The organism is Mesorhizobium sp. M1227 (assembly GCF_040318315.1).
In the GTDB taxonomy this organism is placed as follows: Bacteria; Pseudomonadota; Alphaproteobacteria; order Rhizobiales; family Rhizobiaceae; genus Mesorhizobium.
This window is the reverse complement of record NZ_JAMYLZ010000041.1, coordinates 36,388-52,181: the sequence shown is the minus strand read 5'-3', so window position 1 is coordinate 52,181 and position 15,794 is coordinate 36,388. Positions and strand designations below refer to the sequence as shown.

Below are 15,794 nucleotides of genomic sequence, written 5' to 3'. Positions count from 1 at the left end.
GCTCCGCAGCGTCGACACCATGCAGCTGAAAAACACTCTTGGACGTATCCATGCCAATACGGATAAGGTGTTCCACGGACGGCTCCCTTGTTTGAGATCTCAACGAACTCATTCTGGCACATCCGATGCCGTCGGGCGCCGTCCACCCCATCATGCCGCGCCCTTGAGGCGTTGCAAGGGTGCAGAATGCTGCTCCGCCGCATTATTCGGCCAAGGTCACGGAATGGGTCCCAGGGTCTCCGCGACGGAGCTTCGCTCCTGCTCCGCCCTAGGACGACGAAGTTGAGAGCCTTCCTCGAATATTTTAAGAAAATTTGCGTCTGATTCTACAGGTTTAACCGACCGGTAACATTAACGCGCTTTAATCACACTCAGTTGTACCGGGTCTGTGCGGGTTAGTGCGATGCAATTCAGTGTTTTGAAGGCAAACGGACGCAATCTGGCGCGTGGCTGCGCCGTCCTCATGATCGCAGGCGCTGCGACGGGGTGTAGTTCCCAGGTGGCGCGGTTCAACAGCGTCGATGACGTGTTCACCGCCTCGACCAACAACCAGCGCGCCATCATCGACAAGCAGGATGCTGCCCAGCCCTATCCGGGCGATGTTGCGGCCGCGCCGATCGACGGCAGCCACACCCAGTCGGTCAGCCGCTCAAGCCTCGAACCGGTTACGGCGCAGCAGTTGCCACCGCCGGCTCCCGCCCTGGCACCCGCCGCCCGCCCGGTGCGTACCGCTGCCGCGCCGGCGATGGCGCCTGCCGCTCCTCGTGTCGACAGGACGGCAACCGGCACCGTCGCTCCGGCGGCAAGGCCGTTCAAGAACGCCGAGCCCGACGCGCCGCGCATGGCGACGGCCGCCGGCGCACCGCATGCAACCGAGATCGTCGTCAAGGACGGCGAGACCATTTCCGGCCTGTCGCGGCGCTACGGCGTGCCGGCCGATGCCATCATGAAAGTCAACGGGCTGAGCGCGACCAAGGGGCTGAAGACCGGCCAGAAGCTCGTCATCCCGGCCTATGCGTATTCGAGCAACGGCGCCACGCCGAAAGTCGCCGACGCCAAGCCCGCGAACGGCACCAGGCACGACCAGCCGGCCGACGCGCCGGAGAAGGTGGCCGTGCTGCCGCAGCAACCGAAGCTCAGGGAAGGCAAGTCTGCCGCGCAGGTGGACGCCTCGGCTGCCGCGAGCCAGCCGAAGGATGGAAAGGCCGCGCCCAAAGTGGCTTCGGCGACGGCCAAGCCAGCCGGTGCCGGCGGCACCTACACGGTTCAGCAAGGCGATACGCTGTCGGCCATCGCCAGAAAGACCGGCGTCGGCGTCGTCGCGTTGAAGCAGGCGAACGGCATGCAGGATGGACTGCTCAAGATCGGCCAGACCCTGAAAGTGCCGGCAGGCGGAACCGCTGTTGTCGCCGGTGCGAAGCCGGCAAAGGTCGATCCGGTGACGACGGCCACCACCCAGCCGCCTGCCAAGGCCACGCCGACGCAGACGCTCGCCTCCTACACGCCGCCAAAGAAGGACGCGAAAGTCATCCAGCAGGCCGAGGACGACGATGCGGTGGCGCCGGACGCAACGGGCATCGGCAAGATGCGCTGGCCGGTGCGCGGCCGCGTGATCTCAAGCTTCGGCGGCGGCAAGGACGGCGTCGACATTGCCGTGCCCGAGGGGACGCCGGTCAAGGCAGCTGAAAACGGCGTCGTCATCTATGCCGGTGACGGCCTCAAGGAATTCGGCAACACGGTGCTGGTACGGCACGAAAACGGTCTGGTCACCGTCTACGGCCACACCAGCTCGATCGAGGTGCAGCGCGGCCAGAAGGTCAAGCGCGGCCAGGAAATCGCCCTGTCCGGCATGAGCGGCACCACCGACTCGCCGAAACTGCATTTCGAAGTGCGCAAGAACTCGGCGCCGGTCGATCCTTCGACCTATCTCGAATAGACGACGAAAGCGATTTGCGGGCCACCTGACCTTCAGCCCGGCGAGGAAGTCCGCTCCGCAAGGTGCGGGCTTCTTCTGTTGTTAGTCGTTGAGCGGCTAATCCTTGAGCGGCTTGCCGAGCCGGCCTGCCAGATCCTGGGTGAACTGCCAGGCGACGCGGCCCGAACGGCTGCCGCGCGTCGTCGCCCATTCCAGCGCCTCGGCGCGCAGCGTCTCGGGATCGATGGCGAGATCGTGATGGCGGACATAGCCGTCGATCATATCGAGATATTCGTCCTGCGAACATTTGTGGAAGCCAAGCCACAGGCCGAAACGGTCCGACAGCGAAACCTTTTCCTCGACCGCTTCGGACGGATTGATCGCCGTCGAGCGCTCATTGTCGATCATGTCGCGCGGCAACAGATGCCGCCGGTTCGAGGTGGCGTAGAAGATGACGTTGGCCGGGCGGCCCTCGACGCCGCCCTCAAGCGCTGCCTTCAGCGATTTATAGGACGTGTCGTCATGGTCGAATGACAGGTCGTCGCAGAACAGGATGAAGCGGAAGGGTGCTGCCTTCAGCAGGCCCATCAGCTTCGGCAGCGTGTCGATGTCTTCGCGATGGATCTCGATAAGCTTGAGCGGCAGATCGAGCTTGGCCGAAGCGTTGACCGCGGCGTGCACCGCCTTGACCAGCGACGATTTGCCCATGCCGCGCGCGCCCCACAACAGCACGTTGTTGGCGGCATAGCCTGACGCGAAGCGCTCGGTGTTGTCGACCAATATGTCGCGGACGCGGTCGACCCCGCGGATCAGGCCGATGTCGACGCGGTTGACCTTGAGCACCGGCTCCAGATAGCCGGGATCGGCCTGCCAGACGAAGCAATCGGCCTCGCCCAGGTCGGTTTGCGGCACCGGCGGCGGGGCGAGGCGGGCGACCGCCTCGATCAGGCGGTCGAGCTTCTGGCTCAGGGTATCGATGGTGCTGTCGGTCATCTCTTGTCTTTTTTGTCTCGCGTTCAGGATGGTGCGGCAGGCCAACCTACCTGATTTCAGCGGTTTCGAAACTCGTCCCAAGCATTTGTTCGGGCATGATCTTTTGCGGAAACCGAGCGTCGCTTTTGGGGATCACCCTCTAACACGGCTCACCAGGCTGGAAAAGCAGCCGATTTGCCCGGCGGCGCAGTTGCATTGGCAACGTTACCGACTATATTCCGGCCAAATTTGGCGGGGCCGTCAAATTCTCAGAACGGTTAAGGCGGCTGTTTTTAAAATTCAGGAGTACCTCGATGTTCGTGACACCGGCATACGCCCAAGGCATCGGCGGGGACTCGTCCGCAATGTTTATCCAGATCGTGCCGTTTGCTCTGATTTTCGTGATCATGTATTTTCTGATCATCCGGCCGCAGCGCACGCAGCTGAAGAAGCGCGGCGAGATGCTGGCGGCGGTTCGTCGCGGCGATACCGTTGTCACCGGCGGCGGCTTGGTCGGCAAGGTGACCAAGGTGATCGACGATAACGAGCTGGAGATCGACCTTGGCGGCGGCACCAAGGTGACGGCGCTGCGCTCGACGATCGCCGACGTGCGCGTCAAGGGCGAGCCGGTGGCAAATCAGAACGCCAAGAAATAACCGAATTGAAGGCGGAACGCTGCCGCTTGTACGCCTGAACGGATAAGAACTGATGCTTTATTTTTCGCGCTTCAAGATGATCCTGATCTGGCTGGCCGTAGCCGCCACGGTGGTCCTCGCTGCGCCCAATCTTTTCTCGGCAAGCACCTTGGCCCAACTGCCCAGTTGGGTGCCGAAGCGGCAGATGACGCTCGGCCTCGACCTGCAGGGCGGCTCGCACATCCTGCTCAGGATGGATCCGAACGATCTGATCAAGGATCGGCTGGAGACGACGCGCGACGAGATCAGGACGCTGCTGCGCGATGCCAAGATCGGCTATACCGGCCTTGCCGGGTCGGGGCGCACGGTGCAGGTCCGCATCACCGATCCCGCACAGATCGACGCCGCCAAGAACGCATTGAAGCCGTTGACCAATCCGGTGGCGGCCGGCCTGTTCAGCGGCGGCTCCATCCAGGAGATGACCCTGGATGATTCCGAGGCCGGTCAGCTTAAATTCACCGTCACCGATGCCGGCATCAAATACCGTACGTCGACGGCGCTGACCCAGTCGATCGAGGTTGTCAGCCGTCGTGTCAACGAACTGGGAACGACCGAGCCGATCGTGCAGCGGCAAGGCGACGACCGCATCCTTGTGCAGGTGCCTGGTTTGCAGGACCCGCAACGGCTGAAGGAAATTCTCGGCCAGACCGCCAAGCTGACCTTCCAGATGGTCGACCAATCGATGCCGGTGCAGGATGCGCTGAACGGCCGTCCGCCGCCGGGGTCCTCGGTGCTGTATTCGCAGGACGATCCGCCGGTTCCGTATCTGATCGAGAACCGCGTCATCGTTTCGGGTGAAAACCTCGTCGATGCCCAGGCGACGTTCAACTCGCAGACCAATGAGCCGGTGGTTTCGTTCCGCTTCGATTCCAAGGGGGCGCAGCGGTTCGGCCAGGCGACAGCGCAGAATGTCGGCAAGCTGTTTGCCATCATCCTCGACAATCAGGTGATTTCGGCGCCGCGGATCAACGAACCGATCCCTGGCGGTTCCGGCCAGATATCGGGGAATTTCACTGCCGAGAGCGCCAACGATCTCGCCGTGCTGCTGCGCGCCGGCGCCTTGCCGGCGACCCTCACCGTGATCGAGGAGCGCACGGTTGGCCCTGGCCTCGGCCAGGACTCCATCCATGCCGGCAAGGTCGCCGGCATCATCGGCTCGATCCTGGTGGTGGCGTTCATGTTCGTCGCCTACGGTTTCCTCGGCTTCCTCGCCAACATCGCGCTGGCGGTGCATGTCGCGATGATCGTCGGGCTGCTGTCGCTGCTTGGCGCGACGCTGACCTTGCCGGGTATCGCCGGTATCGTGCTGACCATCGGCATGGCGGTCGATTCGAACGTGCTGATCTATGAGCGTATTCGCGAGGAGCGACGTGCCGGCCGCTCGGTGATCCAGGCGATCGATACCGGGTTCAGCAAGGCGCTGGCGACCATCGTCGATTCCAACGTCACTTCGCTGATTGCCACCGTGGTGCTGTTCTACCTCGGCACCGGGCCGGTGAAGGGTTTTGCCGTCACCTATGCCATCGGCATCCTGACCACGGTCTTCACCGCCTTCACCTTCACCCGCCTGCTGGTGTCGATCTGGCTTCGCCGGGCCCGGCCGAAGGAGTTGCCACGGGCGCCGGTGACCTTCATTCCCCCGGGAACGAAAATTCCGTTCATGGGCATCCGCCGCTGGACGTTCACACTGTCGAGCGTGCTTTCGGTGCTGTCGGTCATCGGCTTCATGACCATCGACATCAATTACGGCATCGATTTCAAGGGCGGCTCACTGATCGAGGTGCAGTCCAAGGCCGGCAATGCCGATCTGGCCGACATCCGCGGCAGGCTGACGGAACTCAATATCGGCGAGGTGCAGGTTCAGCAATTCGGCGAGCCAAACGACGTTCTGATCCGCGTCGGTACCCAGGAGGGCGGCGAGAATGCCGAGCAGACCGTCATCGACAAGGTGCGCGGCGAGCTGCAGGACCAGTATGATTTCCGCCGCGTCGAAGTGGTCGGGCCGACGGTCTCGGGCGAGCTTGCCAAGCAAGGCACCATTGCCATGCTGGTCGCGCTGCTCGGCATCCTGATCTATGTCTGGTTCCGCTTCGAATGGCAGTTCGCGGTCGGCGCCATCGTTGCGACCGTTCACGACGTGGTCATGACGATCGGCTTCTTCGTCCTCACCGGCCTCGAATTCAACCAATCGTCGCTGGCGGCGATCCTCACCATCATCGGTTATTCGCTCAACGATACGATTGTCGTCTATGATCGCGTTCGCGAGGATCTGCGAAAATACAAGCGAATGCCGCTGCCGCAATTGCTGAACAACGCCATCAACGAGACGCTGTCGAGGACGACGCTGACCTCGGTGACGACGATCCTGGCGCTGCTGGCGCTGGTGCTGTTCGGCGGCGAGGTGATCCGCTCGTTCACCATGGCCATGCTGTTCGGCGTCGTGTTCGGCACCTATTCGTCGATCTTTATCGCCGCGCCGCTGCTTATCCTGTTCAAGCTGCGACCGCAGGCCACAGCGTCGGACGAGGAAAAGCCGGTGGGCGGCGGCAAAGCCATAGCCACCTGACGGCTTGCCTCAAAAGTGGCCAAGGGCATCGTCATCCGCGAGGCGCATTTCCCCGGCCGCGCACCGATCGAGGCTTACGGCAACGGCGGCTTCCGTTTTGCCGACATGTCGCATCGCGGCTCGCTGCTGTGCCTGCCTTCGGGCATCTATGGCTGGGAGCCGGCCGATCCGCTGGCGCTGACGGCAGCGGATTTCGCCAAGCTGTTTAACGAGGCAGACAAGGTCGAGATCCTGCTGGTCGGCAGCGGCAAGGATCTGAGGCCGTTGCCGGCCGCGCTGCGTGCCGCGCTGAAGGATGCCGGCATTTCCGCCGATCCGATGTCGACCGGGGCGGCTGTGCGGACCTACAATGTGCTGCTGGCTGAAGACCGCGCGGTGGCCGCAGCACTCATCGCCGTCGACTGACGTGGCCGAAAACACCAAACTCGTCATGGAGACGGTGCGCGCCGCTGATCATGACCGCTACCTGACCGCGCTCTACGCGCCCGAAGACAAGCGGGACGCGCTGTTTTCGCTCTATGCCTTCAACGCCGAAATTGCCGGCATACGCGACCGCATCCACGAGGCGCTGCCGGGCGAGGTGCGGCTGCAATGGTGGCGCGACGTCATCGCAGTCGAAGAGGATGGGGCTGAGGTCGGCCATCCCGTGGCGGACGCGCTGAAGGCGACTATTTCCGCCCACCATCTGCCCAAGGCCGCTTTCGAAAACATGCTCGAAGCGCGCATCTTCGATCTCTATGACGACCCGATGCCGTCGCGCACCGACCTCGAAGGCTATTGCGGCGAGACTGCCGCAGCACTTATCCAGCTTGCGGCGATGGTGCTCGATCCGGTCGAAGCACCGCGCTTTGCCGAGCTTGCCGGCAGGGCAGGTTGTGCGCAGGCGATGACCGGTCTGCTGCTTCTGCTGCCGCTACATCGCGAGCGGGGACAGTGCTTTGTGCCGGCCGATATTTTGGCGGCGGCGGGATCCTCGCCGGAAGAATTCGTTACAGGTGACGGCGGGCCGGGCGCGGAACGCGCCGCTGCCGCGATAATCGCGCTGGCACGGGAACATCTTTCCGCCTTCGAGCAGGGGGCGTCCGCTCTACCGGTTTCGCTGCGCCCGGCGTTTCTGCCGCTGGCTCTTTCGGGCGCCTATCTCGACAAAATGGAGCGCGCCCGCCGCTCGCCTGTCAAGGAGGTGGCGCGGCTCTCTGTCTTGCGCCGGCATTGGCTCTTGTTCCGGCGCGCGACGCGGGGCTGGCCGGTCGCATAGAGGCTGCCGCGTAGCCAACCCGACCGTTATTCCGCCGCTTCCGCCCGAAAAGGCAGCCCCAGCCATTCGCGGCAGTCGGCGAGCGCGCGCGATGTCACCGCGTGCCGCTTGGCGACCGTCTTGTCCTTGCCGCGCAGACGCTTGCCTTCGATCTTCGGCGCGTCCACCGGCGGGAACAGGCCGAAATTGACGTTCATCGGCTGGAAGGAGCGCTTTCCCGGCTCATCGTCGGAGACAATATGGCCGCCGGTGATGTGGTTGAGCAAGGCGCCGAAGGCGGTGGTCAAGGGCGGCAGCGACGGCGCATGGCCAAGCCTTTCGGCGGCGGCAAAGCGCCCGGCGAGCAAGCCGATGGCGGCGCTCTCGACGTAGCCCTCGCAGCCGGTGATCTGGCCGGCAAAGCGCAGGCCGGGCCGCGACTTCAACTGCAGCGACGCGTCGAGCAGCGTCGGCGAATTGATGTAGGTGTTGCGGTGCAGGCCGCCTAGGCGGGCAAATTCGGCGTGTTCCAGCCCGGGGATGGTGCGGAATATGCGCACCTGCTCGGCGTGCTTCAGCTTGGTCTGGAAGCCGACCATATTGTAGAGCGTACCCAGCGCGTTGTCCTGCCGGAGCTGGACGACGGCATACGCCTTTACAGACGGATTATGCGCATTGGTCAGCCCCATCGGCTTCATCGGCCCGTAGCGCAATGTCTCGACGCCGCGCTCGGCCATCACCTCGATCGGCAGGCAGCCGTCGAAATAGGGCGTGCCTTCCCATTGCTTGAATTCGGTCTTCTGGCCGTCGACCAGCGCCTGCACGAAGGCAAGGTACTGCTCCTTGTCCATCGGGCAGTTGATGTAATCCTTGCCGGTGCCGCCGGGACCGACCTTGTCGTAGCGCGACTGGAACCAGCAGATATCCATGTCGATCGTGTCGAAATGGACGATCGGCGCGATGGCATCGAAAAAGGCGAGCGCGTCGGCGCCGGTTGCTTCCGCAATCGATTGGGCGAGCGAAGGCGCCGTCAGCGGGCCGGTGGCAACGATCGCCTGGTCCCACTCCGCCGACGGCAGGCCGGGCACTTCCTCGCGACGAATGGTGATGAGCGGGTGCGCTTCGAGCTTTCTGGTGACCGCTTCGGAAAATCCGTCGCGGTCGACGGCCAGCGCACCGCCGGCCGGCACCTGATGGGCGTCGCCGGCGCTCATGATCAGTGAACCAGCCAGCCGCATTTCGGCGTGCAGCAGGCCGACGGCATTGGTTTGCGCATCGTCGGAGCGGAAGGAGTTGGAACAGACGAGCTCGGCCAGCCCGTCGGTCTTGTGCGCGTCGGTACCGCGGACGGGCCGCATTTCATGCAGGACAACTGGAACGCCGGCTTCGGCCGCCTGCCAGGTGGCTTCGGAGCCGGCGAGACCGCCGCCGATAACGTGAATGGGGTTCTTGTCCATGAGCGCCGAAATAGTCGCTTGGCGCGGGGATTGCAATTGCCACTCGGGAGAATGGCTGACGGGGGAAGCCGCCCCAAAACAACAACACCCGCCGGGGAGGAGGTCCGGCGGGTGTCGTTTTGTTGGTCGATCCTCGGGAGGAGGTGAAGATCGACCGTATTCGTCATCGCCGGGGAGGAGGTCGGCTTTGACGAAATTCCTTTCGCCATTTGAAAGGGCGCGAAACCCTTTTTTGAAACAGCGCCCGCCGGGGGAGGAGGTCCGGCGGGCGCCGTTTTTGTGGTCAACCCTCGGGAGGAGGTGAAGGCTGACCGTATCCGTCAGAGTCGGGGAGGAGGTCGACCCTGGCGAAATTCTTGTTGTTAGATCGCCCTGCGAGCGACCATCTTGATCTCGTCGCGGACGATGCCGAGATCGTTGAGCTGGCGGTTCGACAGGCGACCCAGCTCGGTAACCGTCTCGCGGTACACGCGCCAGTTACGATAGTTGCGAATCAGGTTCATTGTCGTTCTCTTTTCAAAACTGGTTCGGGCCATTTGCGGCCCGAAGGATTAGACCGCCTTGCGGGCGACGTAGTGAATGTCGCTGCGGCTGATGCCGAGATCGGTCAGTTCACGGGTGCTCAGGCGGCTCAGCTCGGACACGGTGTCCCTATAGCGGCGCCAGTTGCGATAGTTGCGGATCAGGTTCATGGTAGTCTCGTTTCGTCTTTCTTTCGGATCATTCCGTCTTTGTGTGCACCGTGAAAATAGGTGGGGTCATATCGATTTAAAAGCGCTATTGGTGCATGGCAGCAATGCAAATTGTGCAATGCAGCATTAACGCGCGTCCAGTTTTCCGCCCAGATCGGAAAATGCCGTTAGGTCAAACGCTTGGCCGGACGAGCTAAAAGAACCAAGGAAAGGGGGAGGGGCATGGCGAGCTATTCGTCGCGGGTCAGGTCGGATATCGCGCGATGGCAGCAGGCCGGCCTGATCGACGCGCCGACAGCCGAGGCTCTAACGCGCGACGTCGAGGCAAACGAACGCAAATCGCTGAGTTTCGGCTCGATCCTGGCGATGATGGCGGCGCTGCTGTTCGGCGCGGCTATCCTGATCTTTATCGCCGCCAACTGGGAAGTCATCCCGCGGCTGGTGCGGGTCGCGGCACTTTTTGCCGTTATCCTTGCCGGCTATGTCGGCGGCGCGGTGCTGAAGATGCGCGACCATGCGGCGATCGGCGAAGCACTGTGGATCGTCGCGGCGGCGGCATTCGGCGGTTCGATCGCGCTGATCGGCCAGATGTATCATTTGTCGGGCGACGAGGCCTCGGCCTTGATCACCTGGGGGGCCGGCACGGCGCTGGCGGCGGTGGCGCTGCGCTCAAACCCACTGACCGTCGCTGCCGTCGGCATCGCCGATGCCTGGCTGTTCCTGAGAGGGTTCGACTACTTCCGGCGCACGGAATTTCCGCATCTCTTCGTGGTCATGGCGCTAATACTGTTCGCCGTTTCGTTCTGGACGCGCAGCCAGGCGGCGCGCCACCTGATCATCCTGTCGGTCCTTTTCTACCTCGTGCTGTTGGCCATGGAATACGACACGCTGCAAGTCGCCATCCCGCTCGTTGCCGCGTCGGTGCTGCTTTTTACCGCTGCGATCTTTGCTGCCGGGCCGGTCGAGAGGGTTTTGCAACTCGGCGGCAGGTTGACCTTGCACGCGCTGATCGGCTTTCTCACCGGACTGGCGATGATCCAATTCGAACTGGCGGATGAAAGCAGCTACAATAGCGGCTTCGCCATTGCCTCGGCTGTTGCGCTGGCCGGCATCATCGCGGCGATCGTGCTGGGCGGCCGCGAGAGCCGGGGACTGCGCTGGGTTGCCTATGCGGGCTTCGCCTTCGAACTCGCCATCATCTATGTGGTGATGCTGCAATCAATGCTCGACACGGCAGGCTTCTTCCTTGCGGCGGCGGTGCTGCTCGCTGTTCTTGCTTTCATTATCATCCGCATAGAAAGGCGCATGAACGCCTCGAACATGACAGGAGCGGCGGCATGATGACCGGCAAAAGACTGATCATCTCGGCGCTGGTCCTGGCGCTCGTCCAGATCGGCTTTCTGAGCTGGATCATCGCCGGACGCGCGGCGATCCTGCGCGATGGCAAGCAGGTCCTGCTCAAGGTCGAGCCGATCGATCCGCGCGATCTCTTGCGCGGTGACTACATTCTGCTCGGCTACGACATTTCACGCATACCGGTGAAACTGATCGGCAACATTCCGGCCGGCAAGCTTTCCAGCGAGGAAACGTCGATCGTGGTCAGGCTGAAGCAGGGCGCCGATGGCTATTGGGGGCCGACCGCGGCCTGGTTCGGGCAAGCGCCGGCGCCGGCAGCATCCGATGAAGCCGATATCGTCGGACACGTCTCCGAGGGCTGGAATATCAGCCAGGGAGCAACGACGATCGCGCCGGAGTACGGCATCGAGCGCTTCTATCTGCCGGAAGGCGAGGGGATGGCGATCCAGAACGACATGCGTGTGCGGCCGTTCGGCATCCGCGTGGCGATTGCGGCCAACGGCACGGCGCAGATCAAAGCGCTGATGGATGGCGACAAGACACTATTCGAGGAGCCGCTTTACTAGATCGCGCTACGGCCTTGGCAATGATCCTCCTTCGCCAAGGCTTCGGAGGAGCTTCGAGTGGCCTGCCACCCCAAGCTCGAAGAGCGAAGGGTGGTGCGGATGAAGGGACTCGAACCCCCACGCCTTTCGGCACTGGAACCTAAATCCAGGGCGTCTACCAATTCCGCCACATCCGCATTGCCCGGCCAATCCCATGTAGCCATCATTCTGTCAATGTCAGAGCCCACATCGGCATCATTGGCCGGAATGCAAAGATGGTTGAAAATCAGCGTCGCCTGTGACAAAAGGCGTGTCGAATGTGACGGGACGCGACGATCCGCTTCTGCAGAATGTGATAAGAAGTAGGAAAAACAAAGACTTATTCACATTTTGGAGCGTATTTCTGGAGGATTTGTGCCGCGTTGAGCGGACAGATCGCCAAGTCCCGCACCAAAAGCCATTCCCGGCAAGATCATACCGGCAGGCTGTAAACGGCAGGGGCCGTTTGACGGCCTCATTGGTGGAAACAAAGGTTTTATGATGCAGGTCACCGAAACGCTCAACTCCGGTCTCAAGCGCGAGATCAAGATCACCGTGCCGGCCGGTGACATGGAAGCCAAGCTGATGGCGCGGCTCTCCGATGCCAGGAACAAGGTCCGCATCAACGGCTTCCGCCCCGGCAAGGTGCCGGTGCAGCATCTGCGCAAAGTCTACGGCAAGTCGTTCATGGCCGAAGTGGTCAACGAGATCCTCAATGATTCGACCCGTTCGATCATCACCGGGCGCGGCGAAAAGGCCGCCATGCAGCCCGAAGTGATCATGACCGAGGACGAGAAGGAAGCCGAGAAGATCCTGGCAGGCGGTGCCGATTTCGAGTTCCGTCTGAACTATGAGGTCATTCCGCCGATCGAGATCAAGGATTTCTCCGACATCAAGGTGACGCGCCAGGTGTTCGACGTGCCGGATGAAGAGATCGACGAGCAGGTCAAGCGTGTCGCTGAATCCGCCCGCACTTACGAGCCGAAGACCGGCAAGGCCGCCGAAGGCGATCGCGTGACCATCGATTATGTCGGCAAGATCGACGGCGAAGCCTTCGGCGGCGGCGCAGGCACGGATCAGCCGCTGGTGCTCGGCTCGAAGGAATTCATCCCCGGCTTCGAGGACCAGCTGGTCGGCAGCAAGGCCGGCGACGAGAAGCAGGTCACGGTTACCTTCCCGGAAAACTACCAGGGGGCGCATCTGGCCGGCAAGGAAGCCACTTTTGACGTGACGGTCAAGGAAGTGTCGAAGCCCGGCGCGCTTGAGATCAACGACGAGATGGCCAAAAATCTCGGCCTTGAATCGCTGGAGCGCCTGCGCGAGGTGGTGCGCGGTCAGATCGAGAACCAGTTCGGCTCGATAACGCGCCAGAAAGTCAAGCGGCAGTTGCTCGACCAGCTCGACGCTGCCTACTCGTTCGAGGCGCCGTCCAAGCTAGTCGAGGCCGAGTTCAACAACATCTGGAACCAGGTCAATCGCGATCTCGAAGCTGCCGGGCGCACCTTTGCCGACGAAGAGACGACTGAAGAAGAAGCGCGTGCAGAATATATGCGGCTTGCCGAGCGCCGTGTGCGTCTCGGTCTGGTTCTCGCCGAAATCGGCGAGAAGGCCGGCGTCACGGTGACGGACGAGGAATTGCAGCGCGGCCTGTTCGAGCAGGTGCGTCGCTATCCGGCCAACCAGCAGCAGGAAGCCTTCGAATTCTATCGCAACAATCCCGAAGCGCTGAACACGTTGCGCGCGCCGATGTTCGAAGAGAAGGTGGTCGACCATCTGCTCGGCCAGATTTCGGTCACCGACGTCAAGGTCAGCAAGGAAGAGCTGCTGGCCGACGAGGAGGATACGGATACAACCAAGGCCAAGCCGGCGAAGAAGGCGGCTGCGAAAAAAGCGGACACCAAGAAGGCCGACGACGACGCTGAAGAGCCGAAGAAAAAGGCCGCGCCGAAGAAGAAGGCCGCCAAGGACGCTGAATAACGTCCCTGCTGAATTCCGAAAGGCCGCCTTCTCGAGGCGGCCTTTTTCGTTGTGGCACAGACGCAACGGATTTCACGCATCTGGCGCTCGAGGTAGCGATATGAAGCTTTGATGATTATCTGCGCTGGGTTGCTGACCGCAGCGGTTGTTGGAGGCATCGTTGAGACAGTTCTTCGGTATCGGAAGCGTGGCGGCGGCGTTCCTGCTTGCGTCGGTCTGTGGCATTGCCCAGGCTGATACGGTTCTCGACAACTGGCGGTTCGACAAGAGCAGCGATGGCCTTGTCACCGCCTCGCTTTATGCGACCAACAAGCTCATCACCGGCGGCGGCGCATTGAGCTACAGCCCGGTTTTGACGATCGCGTGCCGGACCGCCGGCGAACCGCGTTGGAGCGAATGGCTGCAGCTGAGCGACACCGTTTCCGCCAGCCGAACCATCGCCATGTCGGTGACTGTCGGCCAATCCGGCAAGCTCAACGAAAGCTGGTCGGTCGGCCCGCGCAGCAGGATGCTGGTCCGCGACGGTGCCGACGGCATCAGGCGACTGATTGCCGCGGACCGGCTGCTGCTGTCCTGGCGGTTCGGGCTGCTGTCGGGGCGCGGCAAAGCCGAGTTTGACCTCACCGGAGTTGAAGAGGCGATCGGCCGGATCGCCGCCAGCTGCAACACCAAATTGCCTTGAGCAGATTGTCCGCATTAAACCTTGGCACGGCCGAACTCTATCTGCCGGCCGGGTTCCGTGGTATGTAGGTGCCGCAACCCCAGGCAGTGGATATCCGTTCTGCCATTCAAGAGCGCATGCCAGCGGACTAAATGTCGGCCTGTGCAGGTCAGCCAGGGCAAATTGGCGATCAGGGAGGAAATGCCATGCGTGCCTTTGTGTTTTTTGTCATCATGTCCGTCGCCACCGTCATTGCCGGCCCCTCGCGGGCACAGGATGCCGCGGCGGGTGAGAAGGTCTTCGCCAAATGCAAGGTCTGCCATATCGCGGACAAGGATCAGAACAAGGTCGGCCCGTCCTTGAACGGCGTCATCGGCCGAACGGCCGGCACGCATCCAGGGTTCAGCTATTCCAAGGCCATGACCGAGGCCGGCAAGTCCGGCGTCAAATGGGATGAGGCCACGCTGACGACCTACCTTCACGATCCCAAGGCGATGGTCAAAGGAACCAAGATGGCATTCCCCGGCCTCAAGAAGGACGAGGACGTCGCCAATGTCATTGCTTATCTGAAGCAATTCTCCAAATAGCCCGGCTCTTCCGCCGGATCTTGGTATAGCAAACAGGTCGAGGCATAGCCTCGGCCGCAATCTGCCGGCAGTGTCGGTGGGGAGGGCGACTCGTTGCAAAAAAGACATTGGCCGGCTAGGCTGCCATTCCCATCGGTGGTCGTCTGAATGTCGACTGAAGAAAGCCGTCTCAAGGATACCGGCATCCGCCTCTCGGAGGCGACGGCGGGTGATTTCTTTGCGCTTTTGAAACCACGCGTCATGGCACTTGCCGTGTTTACGGCCTTCGTCGGCCTGATGATGGCGCCCGGCGTGATGAATCCAGTTATCGCCTTAATTGCCATCGGCGCAATCGCGGTTGGAGCGGGAGCCGCCGGCGCGCTCAATATGTGGTACGACGCAGACATAGACGCCTTGATGTCTCGCACGTCCAAGCGACCGATTCCGTCCGGTCGCGTCACGCCTGGCGAAGCTCTCAGCTTCGGTCTGGTGCTTTCCGCACTGTCGGTCATGACGCTCGGCGTGCTGGTGGGGTGGCTCGCCGCATCGTTGTTGGCGTTCACCATCTTTTTCTATGTCGTTATCTACACGATGTGGCTGAAGCGCTCGACGCCACAGAATATCGTCATAGGCGGCGCGGCAGGCGCCCTTCCTCCGGTGATCGGGTGGGTTGCTGCAACCGGCGCAATCGGCATTGAAAGTCTCATCCTGTTTCTGATCATTTTCCTCTGGACGCCGCCTCATTTCTGGGCGCTGGCCCTTTTCAAGGTCGGTGACTATGCCGCGGCTGGGGTCCCGATGATGCCGAATGTGGCCGGCCAGCACTCGACCAGAAAACAAATCTTCGCCTATTCACTGCTCTTGGCGCCAATCGGCGTGCTCCCTTGGGGTTTCGGCTTCGCGAGCGGATATTACGGCACTGCTTCAGCCGCGTTGGGTGCAGGTTTCATTTGGCAGGCCTGGAAGGTTCTCGTCGCCGACAAGGAGATGAAGCCGGCAAAGGCGCTGTTTGCGTATTCGATTGTCTATCTTTTCGCAATATTTGCAGCGTTGCTTGCCGACACCATTGTAATGCGAGTGATCGCTTCAGCCGACTATTGACCCCGGCTCAAAACA

15 protein-coding genes and 1 tRNA gene are annotated in these 15,794 nt (G+C 62.0%); 11 read left to right on the top strand and 5 right to left on the bottom strand.

The window, feature by feature from the left end:
- Positions 1 to 403: 403 nt before the first annotated feature.
- Positions 404 to 1,936, top strand: a complete 1,533-nt coding sequence (locus NKH28_RS29740) for a peptidoglycan DD-metalloendopeptidase family protein (RefSeq protein WP_352819148.1) — start codon at positions 404 to 406, stop codon at positions 1,934 to 1,936.
- 96 nt (positions 1,937 to 2,032) lie between these two features.
- Here NKH28_RS29740 and NKH28_RS29735 read toward each other — a convergent pair whose 3' ends face one another.
- On the bottom strand, positions 2,033 to 2,908 hold the full coding sequence (locus NKH28_RS29735; RefSeq protein WP_352614034.1) for an ATP-binding protein: 876 nt from the start codon (positions 2,906 to 2,908) through the stop codon (positions 2,033 to 2,035).
- A 293-nt stretch (positions 2,909 to 3,201) separates the two neighbouring features.
- Here NKH28_RS29735 and yajC point away from each other — a divergent pair, with 293 nt between their 5' ends.
- The 4 genes from yajC to NKH28_RS29715 are packed head-to-tail and all read left to right on the top strand — an operon-like array spanning position 3,202 to position 7,406.
- Entirely contained in the window at positions 3,202 to 3,543 is a 342-nt protein-coding gene (yajC, locus tag NKH28_RS29730; RefSeq protein WP_352451381.1) for a preprotein translocase subunit YajC, read from the top strand.
- A gap of 52 nt (positions 3,544 to 3,595) precedes the next feature.
- Entirely contained in the window at positions 3,596 to 6,148 is a 2,553-nt protein-coding gene (secDF, locus tag NKH28_RS29725) for a protein translocase subunit SecDF (protein ID WP_352819150.1), read from the top strand.
- A gap of 15 nt (positions 6,149 to 6,163) precedes the next feature.
- The gene (locus tag NKH28_RS29720) at positions 6,164 to 6,553 is read left to right on the top strand and encodes an Mth938-like domain-containing protein (protein ID WP_352500864.1); all 390 of its coding nucleotides are present in this window, start codon (positions 6,164 to 6,166) and stop codon (positions 6,551 to 6,553) included.
- A gap of 25 nt (positions 6,554 to 6,578) precedes the next feature.
- Entirely contained in the window at positions 6,579 to 7,406 is an 828-nt protein-coding gene (locus NKH28_RS29715) for a phytoene/squalene synthase family protein (RefSeq protein WP_502896454.1), read from the top strand.
- Positions 7,407 to 7,432: 26 nt separating this feature from the next.
- On the opposite strand, the gene trmFO is transcribed toward NKH28_RS29715, so the two are convergent.
- From trmFO to NKH28_RS29700, 3 genes are all read right to left on the bottom strand, one after another.
- A complete protein-coding gene (gene trmFO / locus NKH28_RS29710) occupies positions 7,433 to 8,842 on the bottom strand; it encodes a methylenetetrahydrofolate--tRNA-(uracil(54)-C(5))-methyltransferase (FADH(2)-oxidizing) TrmFO (protein WP_352981029.1) in 1,410 nt (469 codons plus the stop codon).
- Between the two features lie 362 nt (positions 8,843 to 9,204).
- Entirely contained in the window at positions 9,205 to 9,345 is a 141-nt protein-coding gene (locus NKH28_RS29705) for a DUF1127 domain-containing protein (protein WP_023678914.1), read from the bottom strand.
- Between the two features lie 48 nt (positions 9,346 to 9,393).
- A complete protein-coding gene (locus NKH28_RS29700) occupies positions 9,394 to 9,534 on the bottom strand; it encodes a DUF1127 domain-containing protein (protein ID WP_091596947.1) in 141 nt (46 codons plus the stop codon).
- Positions 9,535 to 9,756: 222 nt separating this feature from the next.
- Here NKH28_RS29700 and NKH28_RS29695 point away from each other — a divergent pair, with 222 nt between their 5' ends.
- Both NKH28_RS29695 and NKH28_RS29690 read left to right on the top strand, forming a co-directional pair.
- Complete coding sequence (locus NKH28_RS29695) at positions 9,757 to 10,875, top strand: DUF2157 domain-containing protein (RefSeq protein ID WP_352819156.1); 1,119 nt, start codon at positions 9,757 to 9,759, stop codon at positions 10,873 to 10,875.
- Positions 10,872 to 11,456: a GDYXXLXY domain-containing protein gene (locus NKH28_RS29690; protein ID WP_352500860.1), complete on the top strand. Its 585-nt coding sequence runs from the start codon at positions 10,872 to 10,874 to the stop codon at positions 11,454 to 11,456. The genes NKH28_RS29695 and NKH28_RS29690 overlap by 4 nt, the downstream gene beginning before the upstream one ends.
- Before the next feature lie 91 nt (positions 11,457 to 11,547).
- Here NKH28_RS29690 and NKH28_RS29685 read toward each other — a convergent pair.
- A tRNA-Leu gene (locus NKH28_RS29685) sits at positions 11,548 to 11,632 on the bottom strand.
- Between the two features lie 343 nt (positions 11,633 to 11,975).
- On the opposite strand from NKH28_RS29685, the gene tig reads away from it, so the two are divergent.
- The 4 genes from tig (at position 11,976) to NKH28_RS29665 (ending at position 15,779) form a co-directional block, all read left to right on the top strand.
- Positions 11,976 to 13,451: a trigger factor gene (gene tig, locus NKH28_RS29680; RefSeq protein ID WP_352819182.1), complete on the top strand. Its 1,476-nt coding sequence runs from the start codon at positions 11,976 to 11,978 to the stop codon at positions 13,449 to 13,451.
- A 160-nt stretch (positions 13,452 to 13,611) separates the two neighbouring features.
- Positions 13,612 to 14,133 (top strand): hypothetical protein, encoded by a 522-nt coding sequence (locus NKH28_RS29675; protein WP_352470439.1) that lies wholly within the window; start codon positions 13,612 to 13,614, stop codon positions 14,131 to 14,133.
- A 212-nt stretch (positions 14,134 to 14,345) separates the two neighbouring features.
- On the top strand, positions 14,346 to 14,699 hold the full coding sequence (locus tag NKH28_RS29670) for a c-type cytochrome (protein WP_502893720.1): 354 nt from the start codon (positions 14,346 to 14,348) through the stop codon (positions 14,697 to 14,699).
- Between the two features lie 147 nt (positions 14,700 to 14,846).
- Positions 14,847 to 15,779 (top strand): heme o synthase, encoded by a 933-nt coding sequence (locus NKH28_RS29665; protein ID WP_352470441.1) that lies wholly within the window; start codon positions 14,847 to 14,849, stop codon positions 15,777 to 15,779.
- The last annotated feature ends 15 nt before the right edge of the window (positions 15,780 to 15,794 follow it).